Below are 23,654 nucleotides of genomic sequence, written 5' to 3'. Positions count from 1 at the left end.
CGTCACTCCTCGGCTTGGCCGTCGACCACCAACTCGGGGTGCGGCAGGCCGTTGTCGTCGGCACCGCGCCGCCGCTCGCCGGGCCGTGGCCGCTCGCCGGCGCTGGCCCCCGATCCGTAGCCGTAGCCGTAGCCGTAGCCATAGCCGGTGCTCTCGCCGGCGTCGCGGTCCTGCAACCGGTTCAACGCCACACCGAGGACCCGGGTCTGGTTCCGGGTGAGCGCGTCCTTGGCGCGGATCACGGCAGGGATCGGCGTGCGCCTGGCCTCGATCACCAAGACCGCGCCGGCTGCCAAACGGCCGATCACCAGCGTGTCCGCCACCGGCAGGACAGGAGGGGTGTCGAGCAGCACGATGTCGGCCTGCTTGGAGAGTGCCTCGAGCAACTTGCCCGTGCGTCGCGACCCCAACAGCTCAGCCGGGTCGTGGACATCCTGCCCGGTCGACAAGAAGTAGAGGCCGGCGGGGGGCGTGTCGGTGCGGCGGCTGGGGAGCTCCACGTACTGCAGCGCGTCTTCGAGGGTCGAGCGCTCGAGCAGCACGTCGGACATGCCGACCTCGTTGTGCGCGCCCAGCAATCGATGGGAGTCGGGGTTCCGGAAGTCGGCGTCGACCAGCACCACCCGTGAGCCCGCCATGGCGAGCGACTCGGCCAAGTTCACGCTGAGCGACGTCTTGCCCTCGCTGCCCTGCGCGGACGTGATCAGCACGACCGGGTTGGACAAGTCGTCGATCGCCACCTGCAGGTTCGAGCGCAGCACGCGGAACGCTTCGTCGCGCGTGACGGTGCGAGTGGCTTGGTCGGGATCGCCGCCCCGGCGGCGACGCCTGGTGGCTGGCGCGCGGCGCTTAGCCATGGGACGCCGCCCGCGGCGCGCTGGTGGGCTCGTGGCGGCGAGAAGCCCGTGCCGGCTGGACCCGGGTCGTGCGACTCGTCGGGAGGCGGTCGCCCAGCGCGGGGATGACCCCCAACACGGGGAGGCCGAGGCGCCGCTCCACGTCGTCGGGCACCCGGATGGTGATGTCGACGTATTCGAGCAACGCCACCACGATGCCGGCCACGACGACGCCCAGCGCGAGCCCGATGAGCATGTTGCGGATGATGCCGTTGTCGAGCGGGGTGGTCGGCAGCACCGGCGGTTGCAGGACGGTCACGTACGCCTCTGCGTCGTTGCCCTGCGACAGCGTGTTCGCCTTGGCGATGAAGGCGTCCGACACCGCCTGGCTGAGCTGCTTGGCCACCGTCGGGTCACGATCGGTGACGGTGATCTGCATGAGGTTCGTGGCGAAGATCTGCTGGGCGGAGACCTCGCTCAGGACTTCCTTCGGTGTGCGTGGCACGTCGGCCCTGGCCTGTGCCGAGTCCGCGATGTCGAGCGTCTGGATCATCTGCACGAACGTGTTGATGAAGCGGTCGTAACCCGTGGTCGCAGAGCCGGCCTGTGCCGCCGCACCGGTCTGGTTGAGCGACAGCGTCTTTGGGCCGACGTAGATCGTGGTGGTGGCCGAATAGCGCGACTGGCGTGGCGTGATCAGGTACGCGCCGAGCAGGGCTGCCAGGACGATCACGATGATCAAGGGCAGCCGGTGGCGAGCTATGGACAGGTAGCGACGGAGTTCCATGTTGGGGTTTGCGGGCGCGCGGTCGTCCAGAGGGGCCACCGGACCGAAGGCGCAATCTAGGCGTTCGCGAAGCGGTTCGTCACGGCGAGGCATCTCTCCTGCACTCGGCGAAGCGCACGTCGCCCCGGCGGCGCCTCCGCGGCAGGTGGCGGCGGGGGGTCCAGGGGCGGCGGTAGCCTCGTCGAACCGTGGGCTGGGCCAGGGGTGTGCAGCAGCGGGGGAGAACTGATCGACCATGGCCGTTGACGATTCGAACCATCACGATGCAGGCGACGGTCTGGCGGACGATGCCGAGCCCGACGTAGCGCCGCGCGACCGCGGCGAGCGAGCGGGAGCGACGGACCCCGACGCCGCGGCCGACCGCCGCGACTCGCCGACCTCGACCGACGAGCCGGATCCGCGCGCCGCGCCGGCCAGCTCGAGCTCCCCGGGCGAACCCCCCGACCACGGCGCCCAGGAGCCGACCGCCGGCGTTCCTGTCGCATCTGCCGCGGACGAGTCTGCGCGCGAGTCGGCCGGCACGCCGCCCGCCGGCGCCGCCGACGAACCGCGTGCGACCGGCAGCGGGGCACCGCCGTCCCCGCCGGCGGCGGCGCCGAGCTCGGGGGCTTCTGACTTCGGTGTGCGGCTGAGTTGGCCAGGGGCCGACGTGCCGATGGGGAGCCCCGACACCGAGCCCGACGCGCCGGGATCGGGCTCGGTTGCAGCCGCCGCGCCGGGGGCCGCCGCGGCGGCGTCGCCAGCCGATGCGCCGGCGGCCCGCACCCCGGCTGCCACCTCGACGACCGGGTCCGAGGCTTCTCGCGAAGGATCATCGGCTGCGCTCCCGCCCCCGGACCCCTCCGCCCTGGTCACGCCCGTCGGCCAAGCGACCTCCAGCGGGCACGCGACCCGTGAGGAGCCGCCGCCGGTTGCCGCTCCGTCCGGCGGCTCGGCGCGCGCTGCGGGCTCCGACCGTGCCCCGCGCGACGAGGCCGCGGCCACGCCCGGCGGCGCTCGGCCTGCCGCGGAGGAGCCCTGGCCGCCGGTCAGCACCTCGCTCGACTTGGTCGGACCCGGTTCGCTGCCCGCCTCGTCGGTCGGCCCGCGGGGGCCGGTCGACGCCGACGCCATGTCGGCGGCCATTCGCACGCTCTCCTCCCGGGTCGACGCGCTGGCCGCCAGCTCGTCGGGTCTCCGTTCGGCCTTCACCGACCGGCTCGAGGACCACACCGACACGGTCAGCCGGCTCGTCCGCAACCAGGCCGACGAAGCGGAGGAGCGCGTCCGCAACACCGATCGTTCCTTGGCCGAGCTCGTGCGGGCGGCCGCTGACGGCGACGACGCCCTGCACTCGTTGAGCGTGCGGATCGGCGAGCTCGAGACCGTCATCGCCGACATGTCGAGACGCCTGACGAGCCAGCTCGACTCCGGCCGCGAGCTCGCCATCGCCACGGACAAGCTGTCGCGCCAGGTCGTCGAAGGTCTCGACTTGTTCGGCGATCGCATGCTGGATCGGATCGACGAGCTCGACACTGCGCTGGGAGCCGAGATAAGTGCGGGCCGCGCCGAGAGCGCCCGGATCCGCAAGTCGCTCGCCGAGGCCGCGCCGGCGGGGTCGCTCGAAGGCGCGTCGCTCGCGTCGGTTCCACCGCCCGCGGCGCAACCCGAAGTCGTCCGGCAGTTGGCTCGGCTGCATGACGACCTCGGTGGTCTGGCCTCGCTGTCGCTCGATCCCGAGCAGCTGTCGGCCCAACTCGCGGACATCCAAGAGGAGCTCGCCGCGCTCCGGCACTCGGTTGCCGACCAGACCGACGCGCGGCCTTCACCCGCGGTCTCGCCTCCCGACGTCACCGAGCTGCGCGCGCTGCTCGAGGAGGTGCACGAGCGTCAGTTGCACCTCAGCGAAGCAGCGGACGGCTTGTTGGAGCTGCGCGAGGTGATCGAGCTCGTCCCGATCGAAGACGACGAAGATCTGGCGTCGCCGGCGGCTGCGTCCGCAGGTTTGGCTGCCGTCGACCTCGAGCCGGTGCAGGCCGACTTGGCGGCGCTGCGCAACGAAGTCGGCGAGCTGCGACGCGCGGCCGCGGCGCTCGACGCGGACTTGGCGTCATGGCGGGCCGACTCGGCTTCGGACGTGGACCCCGCCGAGGTCGCCGCCGAGCTCAGCGAGCTGCGGAACCTGATCGAGGCGTCTGGGTCGAACAAGGGCCTGACCGCGGTTCGACGTGACCTCGCCGAACTGCGCGAGAGCCTCGAGGGCATGCGCCAGCCGGCGCCAGCCGCCGGGAGGGCTGGCAAGAGCGCAGGCAAGGCCGCGCCGGGCGGCACGGCCGACGCCGAAGCCCTCGAAGCGCTCCGCACCGAGATCGCTGCTTTGCGCCGGCGGCTGAACCTGAAGGCCCGCCCCTCGCCCGTTGCCCTCGACGACGAGCAGCTTGATCGGCTGGCCGATGCCGTCACCAAGCGGCTCCGCGATCTGCTCGAGCCCGACGCGTCCGACTGATGGCCGTCCGTTCGGCGGCGGCCCGTTCATCGAGCCGGCGACGACCTCGTTTCCGATGGCTGCGCGACCGGCCTGGCCTGGAGGCGCTCGTCTTCGTCGTGCTGGTGGCGTTCGTGGTCCTCGTGGTGGCGGGACTCGTGGCGCTGTGGAAGCTCCGCAGCGTGGCGAGCGATCTGCGTCACGCACGCAACATCTTGCAGACCGTGGAGCAGCAGGTCAGCGACGGGCAACTCGCCGCCGCCCGCTCGAACTTGTCGCAGGCGCAGCGGATCATCTCGCGAGCGAACAGCCGGGTGTACGGGGGGATCGAGTTCGACCTCATCGACTGGCTGCCGGTCGTCCACCAGAACATCCACGCGCTGCGGTCGAGTGTCGGTTTGGCCTACACGATGGTCAGCGGCGGCGCGCAGATCCTCGATGTGTCCCGGCCGCTCCAAGGTCCGAACGGCAAGCTCGAGGTGTCGCTCGACAAAGGGGGCATCCCCTTGCGCACCGTGGTCGCGGCGCAGCGTGCCACCGCGCAGCTCGCCTCGGTGCTCCCGGGGTCGTCGCAGCAGCCGAGCAGCTCGGGGCTGATCGGCCCGGTGGCCGACCTCCAGCGCAGCGTCCACGACGAGGCGGTGGCGCGGCGTCGCCAGCTCGAGATCCTCTCGCGCGGCATGGCGCTGCTCGACGACATGGCCGGTGCGAACGGGGCCCGCCGCTACCTGATCGCCGTCGCCAACACGGCCGAGGAGCGCGGCGCCGGCGGCATGATCCTGTCGTACGGCGAGCTCGACGCCGCGAACGGCCGCTTCACGCTCGGGCCGTTCGGCAACGTCGGCACCTTGCCGGCCGTCACGACCCACGTCGGTGACCAGCTGCCCGACGACTTCCGGCGCCGCTGGGACGGCTACGCGTACGACACCAACTTCCGCCAAGCCACGCTCGGCGCGGACTTCCCGACGGTGGCGCCCGTGCTCGGGCAGCTGTACACCACCGCCACCGGCAAGCCCGTCGATGGGGTCATCCAGATCGATCCGGCGGGGCTGGCCGCGATCCTGCAGGCCATCGGGCCCGTCGACGTTCCCGGCGTGGGCCGCGTCAGCGCGGACAACCTGGTCGACTTCACGGTCAACCAGGCGTACTTCTTGTTCCAGGACCGCGACCAGCGCGAGAACGTGCTCGGCGACGTCGCTCGTGCCTGCTTCGACCGGCTGTTGAACGGCGACTACCCGAGCATGCGGCAGCTCGCGAGCTCGTTGTCCGACGCGGTCGGGGGTCGCCACCTCCTGATGTGGTCCACCCAGTCGGTGGCATCGACCCAGCTCCGCTTCTTCGACGCCGACGGTGCGATGCCGGCACCGGACTCCGACTACTTGTCGCTGACGCTTCAGAACATGAGCGGCAACAAGCTCGACTACTACATGGACACCGCGCTCGACGTGCGTTCGGTCGCTGCCCCCAAAGGCGACACGCGCCGCTTCGTCGACGTGCAGGTCTCCCTGCACAACACCGCGCCGACCAACGGAACCCTGCAGTACGTCTTCGGTCCGTTCGAAGCGCCGCTGCAGCGCGGCCTGTACCACGGCGTCGCGTCGCTGTACGTGCCGACCGGGACCGAACTGCAAGGGGTCGACGGGCCCACCGGTACGCCGGCGGCGGTGTACACCGAGGGCGGGCGTGAGGTCGTGAGCTTTGAGGTGAACACGCGCGCTTCCACCACCGACACGTTCACGATCCACCTCGCGCTGTTGCCGAGCGCCAGCCCGATCGGGTGGCTGTTGGTGCCCCAAGCGCGCGTGCGGCCGACGACCGCGCGCGTGAACCTGACGGCCAGCGGAACCAAGCCGATCGACGCGTCCGTGACCCTCACCGGGTCGTGGTTGCTGCAAGGCGGGCGGGCCCCGATCCCCGCAAGCGGTCCGAAGACCGCGAGCAGTCGCATCGGCTGATCGTCAGGCCCGCCGCCCTGCGAGGTGGCAGATGGCCGTCAGCCTCACCGACACGTTCTGCGTGCTCATAACCACATATAGTGAACAACACGGACAAACACCGTGACTCGCCACTACACTCCGCGTTCTGTACGATTCAGGTGTTGGGTCCGACGCCCGTCAGGAACCCCCAACCGCCCGGGAGCCTGCACCATGACCACCGCGATGAAGCGCAAGGTTGGGCTGTTCGTCACCGTTGCCTTGGCGTGCCTGCTCGCGCTGGCACTGCCGGCGGGCGCGAGCGGCGCCCGGTCGACTTCGGCTGGCAGCGCGGCGCAGACCTGTGACCCCACGTACGGCTGCACCACCACCTCGACGCCGCCGGCGAGCCAGATCCAGTGCCACTTCACGATCACCCGCGGTCCCGTCGGCACCCGCGTCTCGGTCGTGTGCACGGGCGTGGCGCCCGGTGTCACGGTGCGGGTGTTCTTCGACCACATCCAAGTGGCGCTCGGCCAGCTGCTCGCCGGTGACGCCCCCAACGGGGTCAACGGCGCCGCGGCGGCCCCGGCCGTCGCGTTCGGCAGGGCTGCGGTGCCCGACCACGCCGCGCAGACCACGGGGATGACCCACATCACCTTCGACGTGCCGGCCATCGCGCTGCGCACGTACAACGGGCTGATCTCGGGCCAGTCGTTCAGCAAGAACCTCGGGCCGTTCGAGGTCATCGGTGCGCTCAGCGCGGCCAGCAGCCCGTCGAGCTCGAGCGGCTCGCTGGCCCACACCGGCGCCACGATCTTGCTGTGGGTGGTCGTCGCGCTGGCGCTGCTCTTCGCCGGCTACGTGCTGTACCGCCGCAGCCGGCGCCCTGCACGTCGCTGAACCTCCCACCCCTCCCGCACCTGGTACGTCGCGTGATGGTTGATTTGCGCGCCCGACATGCGATCATGGCGAGGTGCCAGCCGACGCCGACGACACGTCAGCCGACCACACGCCCGGTGATCTCGCGTTGAGCGACGACACGCTGAAGGAAGCATGCGGCGTCTTCGGTGTCTACGCACCCGGCCAGGCCGTCGCCCAGCTCACGTACGCCGGGCTGTACGCGTTGCAGCACCGGGGCCAGGAGTCGGCCGGCATGGCGGTGAGCGACGGCGAGGCGCTCACTGTGGTGAAGGACATGGGGCTCGTGTCCAACGTGTTCAGCGAGCGCACGCTCGCACCGCTCACCGGGCACTTGGCGATCGGCCACACGCGCTACTCCACCACCGGCGCCAGCTCGTGGCTCAACGCCCAACCCGTGTACCGCGACATCCGCGACACCGGCATCGCGCTGGGCCACAACGGCAACCTGGTGAACACCGCCGAGCTGGCCGACGAGCTCGGGATGCTGCCGGGTGTCGCCACGTCCGACAGCGCGCTCGTGGCCGAGCTGCTGGCACGGGCGATCGCCAGCCAGGATCCGTCGGTGCCGGCCGACCGCGCGCTGGAGACCGCGCTCGTCGACGTGCTGCCCCGCCTGCGTGGTGCGTTCTCGTTTGTGTTGATGGACGCCGATCGGCTGATCGGGGTCCGTGACCCCAACGGGTTCCGCCCCTTGGCCCTCGGCCGCCTCGACGACGGTTGGGTGTTGGCGTCGGAGTCGCCGGCGTTCGACATCGTCGGCGCCAAGTTCGTCCGCGAGCTCGATCCCGGCGAGATGGTCGTCATCGACTCCGCAGAGGGCGTGCGGTCGACCGCGGTGTTCCCCGCCAAGCGGCTCGACCCCAAGCTCTGCTTGTTCGAGTTCGTGTACTTCGCCCGGCCCGACGCCCAGCTCTACGGCCGCAGCGTGCACCGAGCGCGGGTCCAGATGGGCGAGGAGCTCGCCGCGCAGGCGCCCGCCGAAGCCGACATGGTGATGGGCGTTCCCGAGTCGGGCCTGCCCGCGGCCGAGGGCTTCGCCCGCGCCAGCGGCATCCCGTACGGCCAAGGGCTGGTGAAGAACCGCTACATCGGTCGCACGTTCATCGCGCCGAGCCAAGCCATGCGGGCGCGTGGCGTGCGGATGAAGCTCAACCCGCTCCGCGAGAACATCGCGGGGAAGCGACTGGTCGTGGTCGACGACTCGATCGTGCGCGGCACCACCCAGCGCCAACTCGTCTCCATGCTGCGCGAAGCCGGAGCCGCCGAAGTGCACTTGCGGATCACGTCGCCGCCGGTCCGCTGGCCGTGCTTCTACGGGATCGACACCGGTACCCGCTCGGAGCTGCTCGGGGCCAACCTCAGCATCGACGAGATCGCCCAGTACCTCGACGTCGACTCGCTGGCCTACTTGTCCATCGATCGGCTCACCGAAGCCACTGGCGCGCCGGGCGCGGGGTTCTGCACGGCGTGCTTCACCGGCGACTACCCCGTCGAGGTGCCCGTCGAGCTCACCAAGGCGATGCTCGAAGCCGACGACGGCCCCGCCGCCGTCGAAGGGGAGTCCGCCGTCGCGGTGCCGTTGCTCGGCGAGGACGCGGCCCACTTCCCAGCCGATGACGTCCGCCGTCGGGGTCGCGCCGGTGGGTGAGACGTACGCCGGTGCAGGTGTCGACATCGACGCCGGCGAGGAGGCCGTCAACCGCATCAAGGACAAGGTCCGCTCGACGTTCCGGCCAGAGGTCATCGGCGACATCGGCGGCTTCGGTGGCCTGTTCGCGTTCCCGTCGCACCGCTTCCGTCAGCCCGTGCTCGTGTCGTCGACCGACGGTGTCGGCACCAAGGCCCTGATCGCCCAAGCCACCGGGCGCTTCGAGACGATCGGGGTCGACCTCGTCGCCATGTGCGTCGACGACCTCGTGTGCCAGGGCGCCGAGCCGTTGTTCTTCCTCGACTACATCGCGGTCGGCAAGCTCGAGCCCGATCACATCGAGCAGCTCGTCGAAGGCGTGGCCGAAGGTTGCCGGCAGGCGGGCTGCGCGCTGATCGGCGGTGAGATGGCGGAACACCCCGGCGCCATGGAGGCGGGGGAGTTCGACCTCGTGGGCTTCGCGGTGGGGGTCGCCGAGCGCGACCAGCTCATCACCGGGTCGCGTGCCGCGGCCGGCGACGTGCTGATCGGGCTGCCCTCGCCAGGCCTGCGTTCCAACGGCTATTCCCTGGCCCGCCGCGTGTTGTTCGACGTGGCCGGCCGCGAGCTCCGCGACCCGGCATTCGAGGGCGCCCATCACACGTTGGCCGATGAGCTGCTCGAGCCGTCGGTCATCTACGCGCCGGCGGTCCTCGCGCTGCAGCGCGTCGTCGACGTGCGGGCCGTGGCCCACATCACCGGCGGCGGCATCCCCGGCAACCTGGTTCGCATCCTGCCGGCGGGTGTCGACGCGGTCATCGACCAGGGAACGTGGGAACCGCCTCGCATCTTCGGCGAGATCCAACGCCTGGGAGCCATCGACCCCGACGAGCTGGCCAAGGTCTTCAACCTCGGCATCGGGATGATCGTGGTGGTGCCCGAAGACGACCAGTACCGCGCTCTCGACGTGTTGCGCAGCCACGGGCTCCGAGGCGCCACGCCCGTGGGCCGCCTCGTCGCCGGCGCCGGCAAGGTCACGTTCACCTCATGAGCGTTCCGCTCCAACCGTCGACCCCACCCGACGACGTGCCGTTCGTGGGCTTGCGCGACCACCTGCTCGAGCACTCGGTGAAGGTCGGTGACTTCGTGCTGAAGTCCGGGAAGCGCACCAACTGGTTCTGCGACGCCAAGCAGACCACGTGCCGTCCCGACGGCATGCTGCTCGTGGCCGACGCCTTGCTGTCGATCCTCCCGCCCGAGATCACCGCGCTCGGCGGGCTCACCATGGGCGCCGACGCCGCCGCGTTCGCCACCGCCGGGATCGCTGCCACCCGCGGCCGCTTCTTGAAGGCGTTCAGCGTCCGCAAGGAAGTCAAAGACCACGGCGGCGGCGGCCGCATCGCCGGTGCGCTCGCTCCGGGCGACCGCGTGGCCATCACCGAGGACGCCGTCACCCGCGGGGTGTCGATGCTCGAGGCCGCCGAAGTGGTGCGGGAGGCGGGCGCCGTGCCCGTCATGTTGGTGCCGGTGCTCGACCGGGGCGGTACGTGCGAGGCGATGGCGAAGGAAGCGGGGATCGCGTTCCGCCCGCTGCTCGGCGCACCCGACCTCGGTTTCCCCTTCGAGCGCGACGTCGCCTGACGCGGAGGCGGTGCCGGTCCGCGCCGACCGCGACGAGCCAGGCGCGTTCAGCTCGTCCGGGCTGACCGCCGGGCGCGGATCCTGCTGCGGATCCTGGTCCGGGACTTGACCCGCTGGACGACGTCAGCCGCCGTGACGCGCCGCCGGTTCCAGGGCTGGGAGTCCCAGGGACGGAACTCGGTGGCCGCCGGCGACGCCTTCCGGAACACCGTCGCGTCGCTCAGGGTCGCGACGCTCTCCCAGAGACCCTTCTCCGCGGCGAGGAAGTCGGCGAGGTGCCCGCAGGCACGGATCGCGATGTCGTCGACGATCAACAGGCCGCCCACTTTGAGCGCCGGCGCGCTGTAGTACCAGTCGATCCCGGCCGCGGGGTAGGCGTGGTCGCCGTCGATGAGGATCAGATCGAGCTCCCCGAGCTCCGAGGCGGCCCAGGCCCGCGGCAGGAACGCCTGCGACGGCTCGCACACGAACCGCACCGAAGTGTGGTCGAGGCCGTGCTCGTCGCACCACGCCCGCACCCGATCGTGCTCGGCGCCGATCGGCGACACGACGGTGTGGTGGGCAGCTCGCGACGCGAACACGAGCGTCGAGTAGCCGCACCCGGTCTCGAGCGTCCGCGCGCCGTCGGGTAGGTGCTCGTCGAGCCAGTGAAGCAGCTGATCGCCGAGCTGCCAGTTCACGGGAGCTTGCACGTCCTGGCCGTGGAGCGAAGGTCGCTCCTCCAGCAGCACCCGCACGAGGTCAGGGGGGCCCTGGCGCGCCGGGCTGGTGTCGGTGTCTCGGGACATGTCGGTTGGGGCTCCTCGGAGCGGGTCGCGGGACGGGCTGGTCACGGGTGGAACGTCGTGAGCGGACAGTACGACGCCACCCACGTCAGCCAAGGTACGGCGTCGTTCAGGATCCACGGGAAGTTGGCGTTCATGTAGCCGGTGATGGGCGCCAGGCTCGTGGAGCGGTCGACGACTTCCTTGAAGTCGTCGACGTTCTTGACCAGCGCCTGCGTGTCGGCTGCGACGTCGGAAGGCGCGATCGGTGTCAAGTAGCTGGTCTGGAGCGCGAACTCGTCGACGATCGACTGGTACAGCAAGAAGTTGCCGATCTTGTACGCGTACTTGAGCTGGGGTCGCAGCACATACAGCTGGTGGATCTGCTGGCAGAAGGCACCGATCGCACCCGGCAACGTGGTCGGGCTGTCGTCGCCTTGCGACAGAGGAGATACGTCGGCGCCGGGGATGCCGCCGAACGAGCGGACCGATTCGCGCGTGTCCGGCGTGGCGGTGGAGTGCGACGCGGCGCGCCCCGTGAGCAGCCACAGCCCGGCGGCGAGCAGCACCACGGCTGCCACGGCGAACGCTGCGGCAGCACGCCGGTCGTGGCGGCGACGGGGACGGTGACGGCGAGGCATGGCTCCGGCGGCCGGGATGGCCGTCTGGGTAGATTCACCCCGGCCCGTCCAATCTCCCCCTCGGTTCTGCCTCTCCGAGCTCGCTGGCAGGGGCCGCGCTCAGTGGCAGAGCAAGTCGCGGAGGGCCGCCTCGATGCGCGCGGCGTCGATGGTGAGCTCGGCTTCGAGGGGCGCCGCGAACGGGAACCCGGGCACATCGGGCGTGGCCAGGCGCCGGACCGGTGCGTCGAGGTCGTAGAAGCACTCGTCGGCCACCAGCGCGGCCACCTCCGCGCCCACCCCGAAGCTGCGGTTGTCTTCGTGGACCACGAGGCAGCGGCCGGTCTTGCACACCGACGCCACGACCGTGTCGGTGTCGAGCGGCGCGATGGTTCGCAGGTCGACGACCTCCACCGACATGCCGTCGGGCGCCAGCCGATCCGCGGCCTCGACTGCGAAGTGACGGTGGAGTCCGTACGTGACCACGGTGCAGTCGGTGCCGGCCCGGGCGATCGACGCGAGGCCGATCGGCACCGTCCAATCCATGCGATCGGGCACGGGGCCCTTCACGAGCCGATACGTCTTCTTGTGCTCGAGGAACAACACGGGGTCAGGATCGTCGACGGCCGAGCGCAACAGCCCGGCGACGTCGGCAGGGGTGGACGGTGCGACGACCTTCAGTCCCGGCACGTGCGCGTAGGTGGCCTCGATGGACTGCGAATGGTAGAGCGCGCCGTGCACGCCACCGCCCCAGGGCGCGCGGATGACGAGCGGCACGTCGAAGGCGCCGTTGGATCGGTAGTGGATACGGGCAGCTTCGCTGGCGATCTGGTCGTAACCGGAATGGATGAAGTCGGCGAACTGGATCTCCACGATGGGCCGCAGGCCGGCGACGGCCAGCCCGATGCCGATCCCGATGATCGACGACTCCGCCAGCGGCGTGTCGAGCACGCGGCCGCCGCCGTGCTTGGCGGCGAGGTCATCCGTGGCGCGGAACACCCCGCCACGGGGTCCGACGTCCTCGCCGAGCACCAGCGTGCGGGGGTCGTTGGTCAGCAGGTCGTCGAGTGTCTGGCGGACGGTGTCGACGATGTTGCGCTCGGTGCAGGGGCCGTCGGTGGCGGGGTCGGGCTCGGGCTCGGTCGCCGCCGGCAGCGGGTCGACATGGTCGCCGAGGTCGGCGGCCGCCCCCGCGAGTCGGCGGAGGGGGCGGGCGAACACCCGGCGGTACGCGTCGGCGGGCGAGGGCGGCTCGGCAGCTTCTGCGGCGGCCGTCGCGGCCTCGATGTGCGACGTGACCTCGGCCTCGAGCCGGTCCTCTTCGGCTTCCGACAGCAGTCGCTGCTCGATGAGGTACTGCTTCATGCGGCGCAGCGGGTCCTTGCGCTTCCAAGCCTCGATCTCTTCGGGTGAGCGGTACGTGCGGTCGTCGTCGTCGGAAGTGTGGGCAAGGTAGCGGTACGTCTTGCACTCGAGCAGGGTCGGACCCTCCCCGGCTCTGGCCCGCCGCAGCGCCATGTGCATCGAGCGGTACACGTCGACGGGGTCGTTGCCGTCGACGATCACGCCGCCGAACCCGTAGGCGTGCGCCCGATCGGCCACGTTGTCGACGGCGGACTCCTTGGTCATCGGCACGGAGATCGCGTAACCGTTGTTCTCGCACACGAACACGATCGGCAGGTCGTGGATGCCGGCGAAGTTGAGGGCCTCGTGGAAGTCGCCCTTCGAGGTGGCGCCTTCACCGAAGAAGCAGGCGACCACCTTGCCGTCGCGGGCGAGCTTCGTGGCGTAGGCCAGGCCTGCGCCGTGGGGGAGCTGCGTGGCGATCGGCGACGAGCCGGTGACGATGTTGAGCTCGGCGTGGCCCCAGTGGTTGGGCATCTGGCGCCCGCCGGAGCTGGGGTCGGCGGCACGGGCGAACACGCCGAGCAGGATCTCCTCGGCCGACATGCCGAGGCTGAGCATGAGCGCGGTGTCGCGGTAGTACGGCAGCACCCAGTCCTCGCCGCCGCGCAACGCCCACCCGCAGCCCACCTGTGCCCCCTCGTGGCCCTGGGCGCTGACCACGAACGGCGCCTTGCCCATCCGGTTCAGACCCCAGATCTTCTGGTCGAGGCGCCGCGCCAGGAGGATCGACCAGTACATGCCGACCAGGTCGTCGTCGGTCAGCCCGAGGTCGCTGTGACGATCGTGGAGGTGGAGGCGGGCCAGATCGTCGCCCGCGGGCTGGTGCGGTCGGCGGGCCGTGCGGTGTGCCGCCGATTCCGCGGTGCCGTCGCCGTTGCTCGCGGCGGCCAAGGTGGCCGCGGTCGGGTCGGACTCGGCGGCGGTCGACGACTTGCGGGTCGAGGTCCGTGAGCGGGCCGTGCGGGTGGCGCTGGTCGTGCGCTTTGCCGGGTTGGTCGATCTGGCCATCGTGTCCCCCAAGGTGGTGGGCGGGCCTCCCCGGCCCGATGTCAGGTGCGGCTGGTGCGGATGCGCTGGACCCGCGCCATGGCTTCGATGCGGTCCTCGGCCAGCCGGTCGGCTGCTTCGGCGGGCGTGGAGTGGTCGTGCTCGGCTCGATCGAGCACGCGGTGCAGCGTGTCGGCGATGCCGGAGATGCGCTGCCAGGCACGGTCGTGGTCATAGCCGGCGGGCTCCTCAGCGATGTTGATCACTCCGCCTGCATTCACGACGAAATCAGGTGCATACAGCACACCGATATCGGCCAAACGACGACCATCTGCACTGTCAGCGAGCTGATTGTTGGCCGATCCGCACACTGCTGCACACCGTAGCTCCGGGACCGTCGTCTCGCTCAGCACCCCGCCGAGGGCGCACGGCGCGAAGACGTCGCAGGACACCTTGTGGGCCTCGGCCGGGTCGACCGGCGCGGCGCCGTGCTGCTCGGCCGCCCAGCGGACTGCGGCGGGGTCGACGTCGGCGACGGTGAGGCGGGCACCGGCCGCGGCGAGGTGCTCCACCAGCGCTCGGCCCACCTTGCCGACGCCCGACACCACCACGTGCCGCCCGGCGTAGTCGGCGTCGCCCCACAGCCGCTCGCCGATGGTTCGCATGGCGGCCCAGACGCCCCACGCCGTGGCGGGGGACGGGTCGCCGGAGCCCCCCAGCGACTCGCTGACCCCGGTGACGTACGGCGTCTCGCGGCGCACGAGGTCCATGTCGGCCTGGGTCGTCCCGACGTCTTCCGCGGTGAGGTAGCGCCCGGCGAGGCCGTCGACGAAACGTGCGTACGCACGCAGCAACGCCTCGCTCCGGAGGACGTTCGGATCGCCGAGGATCACGGCCTTGCCGCCGCCGTGGTCGAGGCCCGACACGGCGTGCTTGTACGTCATCCCTCGGGCCAGGCGGCAGGCGTCGGTGATCGCCGCCTGCTCCGACGAGTACGGCTTGAAGCGGGTTCCGCCGAGCGCCGGGCCCAGCGTGGTGGAGTGGATGGCGACGATGGCGCGCAGCCCGGTGGTCGGCTCGTGGCAGAACGCGATCTGCTCGAAGCCTTCCATCTGCGCGTGGTCGAACACCCCCTGCGGCGCCAGCTCTGGCCCGCGCCCACTCTCGACGGTCAAACTGGCATCGTTGGCAGTGTCGAGTGTCACGGAATCGAGGGTACCGCCGCCTGGCCGGCGGCGATCTGGATGCCGGAAATGGCCCGAATGGGCTATCGACCACTTAGGGGTAGGTCGGTACCTTCAGCACAGAAGGTATCTGCACCCCAGATCCTCCACGCCGCTCGAATCGAACAAACGGAGAACCCAAATGAGCGACACCCCAAACGACAGCACGCACGACGCTGTCACCGACGACGTCAACGGCAACGAAGCCCTGTTGACGCCCGCCGAGGTCGCCGCGATGTTCCGGGTGAACCCCAAGACGGTCACACGCTGGGCGAGAGCCGGCAAGCTCCACGCCATCCGCACCCTCGGCGGTCACCGCCGTTTCCGTGCCTCGGAAATCCGGCGCTGCCTCGACGAGATGTCGCACGAGGCCGACCGCTACTGAGCACCCGAGCCGGTCGGCCGGCCCGCCGGGCTGCCAGTGCGCCGCGGCGCTGCTGCCGCGACCGGCCGGTCACCGTCAGCCCACCGGCTGGTCGAGGGCGCCACTTGGGAGCGACAAAGGCCCTGCGAGTACCGTCACGCAGATGCCAACCCCGTCCGCGGCGTTCTCGATCCGCCTCCGCGTCACCCTCGACAACCGCCCTGGCTCGCTGGGGGCGCTTGCCAGCGCGATCGGGCAGGTGGGTGGCAACATCGCCGCCATCGACGGGTTCGAGGTCACCGGGCCGCAGCTGTCCGAGCGGATCATCGTCCACTGCTCCTCCGAAGCGCACATGGACCAGGTCGCCGAAGCCGTGCGCAACGCCGACGGCGTGCACTTGCTCGAAGTGGTGGACCGCACGTTCGAGATGCACGAGGGCGGCAAGATCGAGACGGTGTCGCGCACGCACGTGCACGACCGCGACGACTTGTCGATGGCCTACACACCGGGCGTCGCCCGCGTCTGCAACGCCATCGCCGCGACCCCCGCGCTGGTCAACGACCTGACCATCAAGAAGAACACGGTCGCGATCGTCACCGACGGCACGGCCGTGCTCGGCCTCGGCGACATCGGTCCCGCCGCCGCCCTGCCGGTGATGGAAGGCAAGGCGCTGCTGTTCAAGAACTTCGCAGGAGTCGACGCCTTTCCGATCTGCGTCGACGTGTCGAAGGCCGAGACGCTCGAGGCCCGGGTCGACGCGATCATCGAGACCGTCGAGCGGATCGCGCCGGTCTTCGGTGGCATCAACCTCGAAGACATCGCCGCACCGCAGTGCTTCGAGGTCGAGGATCGGCTCAAGGAGCTGCTCGACATCCCGGTGTTCCACGACGACCAGCACGGCACCGCGGTCGTCGCCTTGGCCGCGCTGAAGAACTCGCTCAAGATCGTCGGCAAGGAGATGAAGGACTTGCGGGTGGTGATCGCGGGTGTCGGCGCGGCCGGCGTGGCGATCGCCAACATCTTGCGCGAGGCCGGCGTCCCCGTGATCATCGGCGCCGACCGCAAGGGCGCGATCCACCGTGGTCGCGACGACCTCAACGTCGCCAAGCAGCGCTTCGCCGAGCTCACCAACCCCGATGGCATCTCCGGGCCGCTCGGCGAGCTGATGCACGGCGCCGACGTGTTCATCGGCGTGTCGGGCCCCGGGCTGATCACGGCCGACGACCTCCGCAAGATGAACCACGATCCGATCGTGTTCGCCCTTGCCAACCCGGACCCCGAGATCCGACCCGAGGAAGCCGAGGGGATCGCGGCCGTCATGGCCACCGGCCGGTCCGACTTCCCGAACCAGATCAACAACGTGCTGGCGTTCCCCGGGATCTTCCGCGGCGCGCTCGACGTCCACGCCACCAAGATCACCGAGTCGATGAAGCTCGCCGCGGCGGATGCGATCGCAGGCGCGGTGTCGTCCGACGACCTCGCGCCGGGCCACGTCATCCCGTCGGTGTTCGACACCACGGTGGGGCCGATCGTGGCGCGGCAGGTCGCGGCCGCGGCGGTGGCCGAGGGCGTCACCCGCGACTGACGGTCCGCGACGCACGGTCGACGGTCGCCCGGACGCGCCACCGCCCGGGCCGGAAGCCCGGGCGGTGCGATGAGGTGGTCGGGACCGGCGTCGATCCGGTGACCCCGCGCTTTTCAGGCGCGTGCTCTGCCAACTGAGCTACCCGACCCGGCAGCCGCACGTGACGGCCGATGGCCGCGTGAGCGGCCGAGGTCGAGCCGGAGCTCGACCCGCGGTCCCGACGGGATTTGAACCCGCGGCCTCCGCCTTGACAGGGCGGCGTGCACTCCAAACTGCACCACGGGACCTGGAGGTGATTCGGTTGTGGTCTCGCACCCCCAACGGGATTCGAACCCGTGTTACCTGCGTGAAAGGCAGGCGTCCTAGGCCGCTGGACGATGGGGGCTCAGACCCGTTGGGCGAAGGGGCACTCTAGCAGCAGGCCGCCGGTGACCTGCCAGCCAGATCGGGGCCACGGGCACCGCTGCGGCCCGACCCCGAGGCCGGGCCGCGGTTCATCCGGCCAGCGCGTCGACGAGTTCGCCGAGCAGCGCGCTCAGGTAGTGGTACAGGTGCCAAGCCGGCGCGGAGGGGTCGTCGGGCGGCGGCGGCTCGCCGCCTTCCTCGTCGATGTCGAGCCGAGTGCCGAGCACCAGCCGCACGGCATTGAGCGCCTGGGCCAGCGCCACCGCTTCGTCTTCGGTGAGTCGATCGCGGCGCGCCGATTCGGCCACGGTCGCCGCGGCCTCGATCCGTGAGCGCCGCAAGTCGTCGCCGGCCATCATCTGGAATCCGGCCTCGAGCACGGCGTCGTCGCCGTACGTCGGCGGGAACAACCGGCGCAGCGACGGGTCGTCAGCTTCCTCGTCGAGCGCGGTCTGGAAGTCGTCCATCAAGCGCACCAACAGCTCGCGCTCCTCCGTCCCGATCCGCAGGTCGAAGTTGCCGTCGCCGCGCCGCTTCACCGAACGCCGGAGGAAGAACGCCAAGGTCGCCCGCTACTTGTCCTGCTGCATGGTGGCCCAGAGGCCGTGCTCGTGGAGCCGGAAGACGTCGAGCTCGGCTTTCTCACGCGGGCCTTGCGACACCACCGCCTTGCCTTTGGTGTGGACGTCCATCATCAGTTGCTCCGCCTTGTGCTTCGAGTAGCCGAACAGCTTCTGGAAGACCCACGTCACGTACGTCATCAAGTTGATGGGGTCGTTCCAGACCAGCACGATCCACGGCAGATCGGGTTCGACGACGTCCTCGTCACTGGGTGACCAAGTCCGCTCCGGTGCGGTGATGGTCGGCGCGTCCACCCCGCGAGTCTGCCGGACCCGGGACGCGTTCGGTCAACTGGTCGCTCGGATAGGTGAACAGGCCGAGATGCAGCCACAGGACCGTGATCCACAGCACCGTCGCGCCGAGGATGTGCAGCCCGACGAGCAGTTCGGGAACACCCGTGAAGTACTGCGTGTAGCCGATGCCGGCTTGCAGGATCCCGACGGCCAGCACCAGCTCGGCTCGTTGGTAGACGCGCTCGGCAGCACCGGTGCGATGCGCGAGCACCACGAACGCCAACACCGACACCACGAAGGTCATGTCGATCACCCCGTGCAGCCGGGCGACCGACGAGATGTCCAACGGCAGGCGTTTGACGAGGTCGTTGCCGTTGCTGCCGGAGTGCGGTCCGGCACCGGTCACGATCGTGCCGGTGAACATGGCCAGGGCCGCCAACCCGACGAGCAACCGGCCGAGCAAGATCATGCGGTGGTCGACGTCGGGGCGGGTCACGAAGCCGTCGGGCCGCCCGGCTCGGTGGTGGAGCACCAGGGCGTCGAGCACGAGAAGCTGCGAGATCACGAAGTGGCTCATGACCAGTGGAGGCCACAGGTGGAACAGCACGACGAGCCCGCCCAACACGATCTGGCCGATGACACCGACCACTTCGCCGACCGCCAGCCACAACAGGTCGCGGCGGCGAGGCACCCGCACCAGCGCGCCGAGCACGGCGATGATGACGGCGATCGCCACCCCGCCGGTCACCAGGCGGTTGCCGAACTCCATCCACGCATGGAAGTGGCCGGGGGCGATGATCCGGTTGTTCTCACAGGTTGGCCAGTCGGTGCAGCCCAACCCCGAGCCGGTCAGACGGACGGCGCCGCCCGTGACGACGATCAGCACGAGCAGCACCACCGCGCCGAACGTGATCCGGCGGTACGCATCGGGGGAGAGGCGGGACGCGGCCAGCCGCCGCAGCAGAGCCACGAGCCGATGGTAAGGCGCCCGACCCACCTCGGCCCATTCGCCGCACCGGACGCGAGTCGGGGTGCGCCAGGCCACTCGGCCGTGGCGGAGTGGCCCCTTTGGCCCAGCCGCGCGGTTCGGTCCTAACGTGAGCCTCGTGTTGACGCGGCGGCCTTCACTCCGGACCCGGGTGGGCGGCTACGTCGCGCTCACCAAGCCGCGCATCATCGAGCTCCTCCTCGTGACGACCGTGCCGACGCAGATCGTCGCGGCCCGGGGTTGGCCCGGGCTGTGGGTGATCGTGGCCACCGTGATCGGCGGCACGCTGGCCGCCGGCGGCGCCAACGCCATGAACATGTACGTCGACCGCGACATCGACGCGGTGATGAACCGCACCAAGAACCGCCCGCTGGTCACCGGGGTGATGAGCCCGCGGGCAGCGCTCACGTTCGCGGTCACGATCGAGATCGTCGCTTTCGTGTGGCTGTGGGGCACGGTCAACTTGTTGAGCGCGGTGCTGGCGGTGGCGGCCTGTTCGTTCTACGTCGGCGTGTACACGTTGTGGCTGAAGCGCACGTCGAGCCAGAACATCGTGATCGGTGGGGCGGCCGGCGCCGTGCCCGTGCTCATCGGTTGGTCGTCGGTCACCGGCACCCTCGGTTGGGCCCCTGCGGTGCTCTTCGCCGTGATCTTCATCTGGACACCGCCGCACTTTTGGGCTCTCGCCATCAAGTACCGCGACGACTACCGGGCGGCCGACGTGCCGATGCTCCCGTCGGTGAAGCCGATGCGCACGGTGGCCCTCGAGATCCTCGCGTACACCGTTGCGCTGTGGGCGCTGACGTTGGTGTTCGCACCGGTCGCGGACATGGGTTCGGTGTATCTGGTGTCGGCCGTGCTGCTCGGTGCGCTGTTCGCCTGGCTGGCCGTGCGGCTGTACCGGACACCCACCCCGAAGGTGGCGATGCGTCTGTTCAGCTACTCCATCACCTACGTCACGCTCCTGTTCGGCGCCATGGCCGTCGACCAGTTCATCCGGTTGGGCCACTGACGTGGCCTACGTTGTGGACCGTGGGCGGGATCGTCGGTTGTCGCCGGTCGAGGGGGTCTGTGTAATGTCCCGAGCCGTCCATCTCGCATCCTCGAGGACCCTGTCTGCATGGCGCTGACCGAGACCAGAACTGAGGTTCCTGCTGACGTGACCGCGGGCCGCCCGTCGGGCCTCGGAGTGCTCGGCGTGGGCGACCACAAGGTGATCGGGCGGCTGTTCATCATCACCTCGTTGGTGTTCCTCGTGGCGGCGGTGGCCGCCACCGAGCTGCTCGCCGTCGATCGGCTCGAGGACCACGGCGACCACCACCTGTTCCTCACCAACGCCAAGGCGTTCACGCAGCTGTTCACCACGCACGAGTACGTGGGCGTGTTCCTGGGGCTGCTGCCCTTGTTCCTCGGGATCGCGCTGGTGGTGGTGCCCCTGCAGATCGGGGCCCGGACGATCGCCTTCCCCCGCGCCGCCACGGCGGCGTACGGCATGTACATGCTCGGCGGTGCCCTGATGATCGCCAGCATCGCTGCCAACGGCGGTCTCGCAGGCGACCGCAACAAGGGCATCGAGCTGTGGTTCCTGGCCCTCGGGCTGGTCCTCATCGCGCTGCTGCTGGCCGCCGGCTGCGTCATCACCACCGTCTTCGCGCTCCGCGCGCCGGGCATGACCCTCGACCGCGTCCCGCTGTTCACGTGGGGCTTCCTCGCCGCCTCGGTGATCTGGCTGCTGACCTTGCCGGTCCTGCTGGCCTCGCTGCTCGTGTACTACGTCGACTTCCGCCATGGCGGCGTCATGGTGGGCGACGTCGCCACCGGCAGCCTGTACTTCAAGACGCTGTGGGCGGTCCGCCAGCCCGAGCTGTACGCGATCGCTGCGCCGGCGCTGGGGTTCTTCGGCGACGTCTTGCCGGTCACGGCCCGGGCCCGTTACGACAGCAAGCTGCTCGAGTACCAAGGCGCGCTCATCAACATCGGGGCCTTCGCGGTGCTCGGGTTCGGCGCCTTCCTCGTCACCTCGGTCGGCCGGACGACGCACTCGCTCGTGTTCATCGTGATGGCGTTCCTGGCGCCCCTTCCCGTGCTCGCCCTTCTCGCGCTGTCGGGCGACCTGTTCCGCCGTGGGGCCAAGGTGGGCAAGCCGCAGGTCGGCGCCGCGTTCATGTTCGCCACGGCGGGCGTGGTGTTGCTGGTGGTCGCCACGATCGCCGGCGCGGTGCGCTCGGTGCCCCCCGCCAAGGTCCAAGGCACGCTGTTCGACTCCGGCCACTTCTTGTTGATCCTTCTCGCCGGGGTCGCCGCGGCGATCGGCGCGCTGCACTTTTGGTCCACGAAGATCATCGGCAAGCCCGTGAACGATCTCGCCGGGGCGGGCGCCGGGTTCTTGGTGCTCGCCGGTGGGTTCGTCTACGGCGTCGCCGAGATGGTCAACGGCGGGTTCGGCAACCAGGTGCAGTCCGGCGCCACCGGCATGGTGGGGTGGAACTACGTGGCTGCCGCCGGCGGCGCGGTCGCCCTGCTCGGGGTCGTCCTCGGCGTCGTCAACCTCCTGCCTGCCCTGCGGCCCGGCGGTGGCGAGGCCCCGAGCGACCCGTGGGACGGGCACACGCTCGAGTGGCTCACGACGTCGCCGCCCGAGCCCGGCAACTTCGCGGAGGTGCCCTACGTGACGTCCGAGGCGCCCTTGCTCGACCGCCGTGAGGCCACGGGGTCGACGTCCGAGCAGGAGGAGGCCCGCTGATGGCTGCGTCCACGCTGGCTGGCGACGTCCCGGTCATCGACGTTCCTGCTGCGCCCGCCGCCCGACCTCGTGTGGTGCTGATCGGCGCCGCGCTGGCGGTCGCCGGGATCGTCGTGGCGTTCGGTGCCCTCATCGGCATGTACGTGTCGGCGCGGGCGCACGCCAAAGGCGACTGGTTCCCTGCCGGATCGATCCCGCTGACCCCCGCGAACATGGCGCTGTTCACCCTGTTGCTGTCGGTGCCGCTGGTGCACTGGGCGGGGCAGGCCGTGCGGGCCAACGACCGCGTCAACACCTGGGTGTCGATCGGGGTCACCTGCCTGCTCGGCGTGGCGTTCATCAACGCCAGCACCTACATCTGGTCGAACTCGCACCTCGGCGTCGACAAGACGCCTGGCCTCATGCTGTACACGGTCACGGGGGCGCACGTCGCCCTCATCGGCCTCGGCATCTTGTTCCTGTTGATCATCGGGCTCCGCACCCTCGGCGACGCCAACGTGCGCAACGACGGCGAGCTCATGTCGGCGATGATCCTGTACTGGGACGTGCTCGTGGCCATCTTCGCCGTGCTCTGGTACTCGATCTACGTGACGAAGTAGGGATCCCTCGGACATGGTCACCACCGGCGCCAAGTACTTCTTCGGGATCACCGCGTTCGCGCTCCTCGCGGCGGTGGTCTACGGGATGTCCACGTACGGCGATCCGATCAGCCTGAACTCGTTCCTCGGCGCCGTCACGTTCGGCTACAAGGGCGGCGTCGGCGATCACATCGGTTACGGCGTCCTCGTCGGCCTGGCGGCCGGGTCCGCCGTGCTGGGCGTGGTCGCCAGCGCGGTCCGCGACGCCGACCCCAAGGCGCTCGCCGAGCTCGCGGCCGGGCCCGACGCGCCGGAAGAAGCGGCCCCGGCGGCGAACGCACCGACCACCGCCAACTGGTGGCCCGCAGTGCTCGCGTTCGGGTTCGCCATCGTGATCCTCGGCCTCATCGGCGACGGCAAAGTGTTCGTGTTCGGTTGGGTGATCGTGGGTCTCGCCGCCCTGGAGTGGGCGGTGCGAGCCTGGTCCGAGCGCACCACCGGCGACGCCGCCGTGAACCGCACCCTGCGCCACCGGATCCTCAACCCCCTCGAACTGCCGCTGTTCGCGCTGGTGGGCATCGCTTTCTTCGTCACCGCGGTGTCGCGGTTGCTGCTGTCGTCGAACGAGCACGTGGCGACCGTGATCTTCGCGGCGGTGCCGGCCACGGTGCTGATCATCGCTGTCGTGCTCAACGCCCGGCCCGAGGTTGCCCGCACGCTCGTCGGCGGGCTGCTCGCGGCCGGTGCGCTGCTCGTCCTCGCCGGCGGCATCGTCGGGCTCGCCCGGGGTGAGCACGCCGTCGAGTCGAAGCACAAGGGCGAGCACTTCCAGCCCTTCGTCATCCCGAGCGGTGGCGCGACCAGCCAGGGCCTGGCGCCGATGGGCGAGCAGGCCACCATCGTGGTGCGGGTGAGCTCATGAAGCGTCCCGCCCGCCGAGGAGG

At 70.3% G+C, this 23,654-nt stretch carries 21 protein-coding genes and 3 tRNA genes; 12 read left to right on the top strand and 12 right to left on the bottom strand.

Features of this window, described 5'->3' with window-relative positions; all coding sequences use genetic code 11:
- Positions 1-2 precede the first annotated feature (2 nt).
- Both VHA73_13145 and VHA73_13140 read right to left on the bottom strand, forming a co-directional pair.
- Positions 3-857: a CpsD/CapB family tyrosine-protein kinase gene (locus VHA73_13145; protein ID HVX18970.1), complete on the bottom strand. Its 855-nt coding sequence runs from the start codon at positions 855-857 to the stop codon at positions 3-5.
- Positions 850-1,623, bottom strand: a complete 774-nt coding sequence (locus VHA73_13140; GenBank protein HVX18969.1) for a hypothetical protein — start codon at positions 1,621-1,623, stop codon at positions 850-852. Before VHA73_13140 ends, VHA73_13145 begins: the two co-directional genes overlap by 8 nt.
- A 235-nt stretch (positions 1,624-1,858) precedes the next feature.
- Between VHA73_13140 and VHA73_13135 the strand changes: the two genes are divergently transcribed.
- The 6 genes from VHA73_13135 (at position 1,859) to VHA73_13110 (ending at position 10,192) form a co-directional block, all read left to right on the top strand.
- On the top strand, positions 1,859-4,108 hold the full coding sequence (locus tag VHA73_13135; protein ID HVX18968.1) for a hypothetical protein: 2,250 nt from the start codon (positions 1,859-1,861) through the stop codon (positions 4,106-4,108).
- Positions 4,108-6,042: a DUF4012 domain-containing protein gene (locus VHA73_13130; GenBank protein ID HVX18967.1), complete on the top strand. Its 1,935-nt coding sequence runs from the start codon at positions 4,108-4,110 to the stop codon at positions 6,040-6,042. Before VHA73_13135 ends, VHA73_13130 begins: the two co-directional genes overlap by 1 nt.
- 192 nt (positions 6,043-6,234) lie before the next feature.
- Entirely contained in the window at positions 6,235-6,903 is a 669-nt protein-coding gene (locus tag VHA73_13125; protein ID HVX18966.1) for a hypothetical protein, read from the top strand.
- Between the two features lie 73 nt (positions 6,904-6,976).
- Positions 6,977-8,572 (top strand): amidophosphoribosyltransferase, encoded by a 1,596-nt coding sequence (purF, locus tag VHA73_13120; GenBank protein ID HVX18965.1) that lies wholly within the window; start codon positions 6,977-6,979, stop codon positions 8,570-8,572.
- Positions 8,565-9,602, top strand: a complete 1,038-nt coding sequence (purM, locus tag VHA73_13115) for a phosphoribosylformylglycinamidine cyclo-ligase (protein HVX18964.1) — start codon at positions 8,565-8,567, stop codon at positions 9,600-9,602. The genes purF and purM overlap by 8 nt, the downstream gene beginning before the upstream one ends.
- On the top strand, positions 9,599-10,192 hold the full coding sequence (locus VHA73_13110) for a hypothetical protein (GenBank protein HVX18963.1): 594 nt from the start codon (positions 9,599-9,601) through the stop codon (positions 10,190-10,192). Before purM ends, VHA73_13110 begins: the two co-directional genes overlap by 4 nt.
- Positions 10,193-10,239: 47 nt before the next feature.
- Here VHA73_13110 and VHA73_13105 read toward each other — a convergent pair whose 3' ends face one another.
- The 4 genes from VHA73_13105 to VHA73_13090 all read right to left on the bottom strand — a co-directional run bounded on the left by VHA73_13105 (position 10,240) and on the right by VHA73_13090 (position 15,175).
- Positions 10,240-10,980 carry a class I SAM-dependent methyltransferase gene (locus VHA73_13105; protein ID HVX18962.1) on the bottom strand — a complete coding sequence of 247 codons (741 nt, stop codon included), beginning with the start codon at positions 10,978-10,980 and terminating at the stop codon, positions 10,240-10,242.
- Positions 10,981-11,021: 41 nt separating this feature from the next.
- Complete coding sequence (locus VHA73_13100) at positions 11,022-11,597, bottom strand: hypothetical protein (GenBank protein ID HVX18961.1); 576 nt, start codon at positions 11,595-11,597, stop codon at positions 11,022-11,024.
- 99 nt (positions 11,598-11,696) lie between these two features.
- Positions 11,697-13,991 carry a thiamine pyrophosphate-dependent enzyme gene (locus VHA73_13095; GenBank protein ID HVX18960.1) on the bottom strand — a complete coding sequence of 765 codons (2,295 nt, stop codon included), beginning with the start codon at positions 13,989-13,991 and terminating at the stop codon, positions 11,697-11,699.
- Positions 13,992-14,032: 41 nt separating this feature from the next.
- A complete protein-coding gene (locus tag VHA73_13090) occupies positions 14,033-15,175 on the bottom strand; it encodes a Glu/Leu/Phe/Val dehydrogenase dimerization domain-containing protein (protein HVX18959.1) in 1,143 nt (380 codons plus the stop codon).
- 160 nt (positions 15,176-15,335) lie between these two features.
- Between VHA73_13090 and VHA73_13085 the strand changes: the two genes are divergently transcribed.
- Both VHA73_13085 and VHA73_13080 read left to right on the top strand, forming a co-directional pair.
- On the top strand, positions 15,336-15,578 hold the full coding sequence (locus tag VHA73_13085) for a BldC family transcriptional regulator (GenBank protein HVX18958.1): 243 nt from the start codon (positions 15,336-15,338) through the stop codon (positions 15,576-15,578).
- Positions 15,579-15,720: 142 nt separating this feature from the next.
- Positions 15,721-17,142 carry an NAD-dependent malic enzyme gene (locus tag VHA73_13080; protein HVX18957.1) on the top strand — a complete coding sequence of 474 codons (1,422 nt, stop codon included), beginning with the start codon at positions 15,721-15,723 and terminating at the stop codon, positions 17,140-17,142.
- A gap of 75 nt (positions 17,143-17,217) precedes the next feature.
- Here VHA73_13080 and VHA73_13075 read toward each other — a convergent pair.
- From VHA73_13075 to VHA73_13050, 6 genes are all read right to left on the bottom strand, one after another.
- Positions 17,218-17,290, bottom strand: a tRNA-Phe gene (locus tag VHA73_13075).
- Positions 17,291-17,354: 64 nt separating this feature from the next.
- Positions 17,355-17,429, bottom strand: a tRNA-Asp gene (locus VHA73_13070).
- A gap of 25 nt (positions 17,430-17,454) precedes the next feature.
- Positions 17,455-17,527, bottom strand: a tRNA-Glu gene (locus tag VHA73_13065).
- A 109-nt stretch (positions 17,528-17,636) separates the two neighbouring features.
- A complete protein-coding gene (locus VHA73_13060) occupies positions 17,637-18,110 on the bottom strand; it encodes a DUF2017 family protein (protein HVX18956.1) in 474 nt (157 codons plus the stop codon).
- Between the two features lie 9 nt (positions 18,111-18,119).
- Positions 18,120-18,422 carry an ATP-dependent Clp protease adapter ClpS gene (clpS, locus tag VHA73_13055; GenBank protein ID HVX18955.1) on the bottom strand — a complete coding sequence of 101 codons (303 nt, stop codon included), beginning with the start codon at positions 18,420-18,422 and terminating at the stop codon, positions 18,120-18,122.
- On the bottom strand, positions 18,373-19,371 hold the full coding sequence (locus VHA73_13050; protein ID HVX18954.1) for a COX15/CtaA family protein: 999 nt from the start codon (positions 19,369-19,371) through the stop codon (positions 18,373-18,375). Before VHA73_13050 ends, clpS begins: the two co-directional genes overlap by 50 nt.
- 127 nt (positions 19,372-19,498) lie before the next feature.
- On the opposite strand from VHA73_13050, the gene VHA73_13045 reads away from it, so the two are divergent.
- The 4 genes from VHA73_13045 (at position 19,499) to VHA73_13030 (ending at position 23,632) form a co-directional block, all read left to right on the top strand.
- Positions 19,499-20,401 (top strand): heme o synthase, encoded by a 903-nt coding sequence (locus VHA73_13045; protein HVX18953.1) that lies wholly within the window; start codon positions 19,499-19,501, stop codon positions 20,399-20,401.
- Positions 20,402-20,509: 108 nt separating this feature from the next.
- The gene (locus tag VHA73_13040; GenBank protein HVX18952.1) at positions 20,510-22,132 is read left to right on the top strand and encodes a cbb3-type cytochrome c oxidase subunit I; all 1,623 of its coding nucleotides are present in this window, start codon (positions 20,510-20,512) and stop codon (positions 22,130-22,132) included.
- Positions 22,132-22,731 carry a cytochrome c oxidase subunit 3 gene (locus tag VHA73_13035; GenBank protein ID HVX18951.1) on the top strand — a complete coding sequence of 200 codons (600 nt, stop codon included), beginning with the start codon at positions 22,132-22,134 and terminating at the stop codon, positions 22,729-22,731. Before VHA73_13040 ends, VHA73_13035 begins: the two co-directional genes overlap by 1 nt.
- A gap of 13 nt (positions 22,732-22,744) precedes the next feature.
- The gene (locus VHA73_13030; protein HVX18950.1) at positions 22,745-23,632 is read left to right on the top strand and encodes a hypothetical protein; all 888 of its coding nucleotides are present in this window, start codon (positions 22,745-22,747) and stop codon (positions 23,630-23,632) included.
- Positions 23,633-23,654 lie beyond the last annotated feature (22 nt).

Source organism: Acidimicrobiales bacterium (assembly GCA_035547835.1).
In the GTDB taxonomy this organism is placed as follows: Bacteria; Actinomycetota; Acidimicrobiia; order Acidimicrobiales; family Iamiaceae; genus DASZTW01.
Note: the sequence above shows the minus strand (reverse complement) of the source record. Positions and strands in the feature narration are given on the sequence as shown.

Excerpts from the sequence above, each read along its gene's own strand:
- VHA73_13105 (HVX18962.1), bottom strand. The coding sequence starts at position 10,980 with ATGTCCCGAGACACCGACACCAGCCCGGCGCGCCAGGGCCCCCCTGAC.
- VHA73_13125 (HVX18966.1), top strand. The coding sequence starts at position 6,235 with ATGACCACCGCGATGAAGCGCAAGGTTGGGCTGTTCGTCACCGTTGCC.
- VHA73_13140 (HVX18969.1), bottom strand. The coding sequence starts at position 1,623 with ATGGAACTCCGTCGCTACCTGTCCATAGCTCGCCACCGGCTGCCCTTG.
- VHA73_13110 (HVX18963.1), top strand. The coding sequence starts at position 9,599 with ATGAGCGTTCCGCTCCAACCGTCGACCCCACCCGACGACGTGCCGTTC.
- VHA73_13085 (HVX18958.1), top strand. The coding sequence starts at position 15,336 with ATGAGCGACACCCCAAACGACAGCACGCACGACGCTGTCACCGACGAC.
- VHA73_13130 (HVX18967.1), top strand. The coding sequence starts at position 4,108 with ATGGCCGTCCGTTCGGCGGCGGCCCGTTCATCGAGCCGGCGACGACCT.
- VHA73_13030 (HVX18950.1), top strand. The coding sequence starts at position 22,745 with ATGGTCACCACCGGCGCCAAGTACTTCTTCGGGATCACCGCGTTCGCG.
- VHA73_13035 (HVX18951.1), top strand. The coding sequence starts at position 22,132 with ATGGCTGCGTCCACGCTGGCTGGCGACGTCCCGGTCATCGACGTTCCT.
- VHA73_13145 (HVX18970.1), bottom strand. The coding sequence starts at position 857 with ATGGCTAAGCGCCGCGCGCCAGCCACCAGGCGTCGCCGCCGGGGCGGC.
- VHA73_13040 (HVX18952.1), top strand. The coding sequence starts at position 20,510 with ATGGCGCTGACCGAGACCAGAACTGAGGTTCCTGCTGACGTGACCGCG.
- VHA73_13095 (HVX18960.1), bottom strand. The coding sequence starts at position 13,991 with ATGGCCAGATCGACCAACCCGGCAAAGCGCACGACCAGCGCCACCCGC.
- VHA73_13100 (HVX18961.1), bottom strand. The coding sequence starts at position 11,597 with ATGCCTCGCCGTCACCGTCCCCGTCGCCGCCACGACCGGCGTGCTGCC.
- VHA73_13080 (HVX18957.1), top strand. The coding sequence starts at position 15,721 with ATGCCAACCCCGTCCGCGGCGTTCTCGATCCGCCTCCGCGTCACCCTC.
- VHA73_13135 (HVX18968.1), top strand. The coding sequence starts at position 1,859 with ATGGCCGTTGACGATTCGAACCATCACGATGCAGGCGACGGTCTGGCG.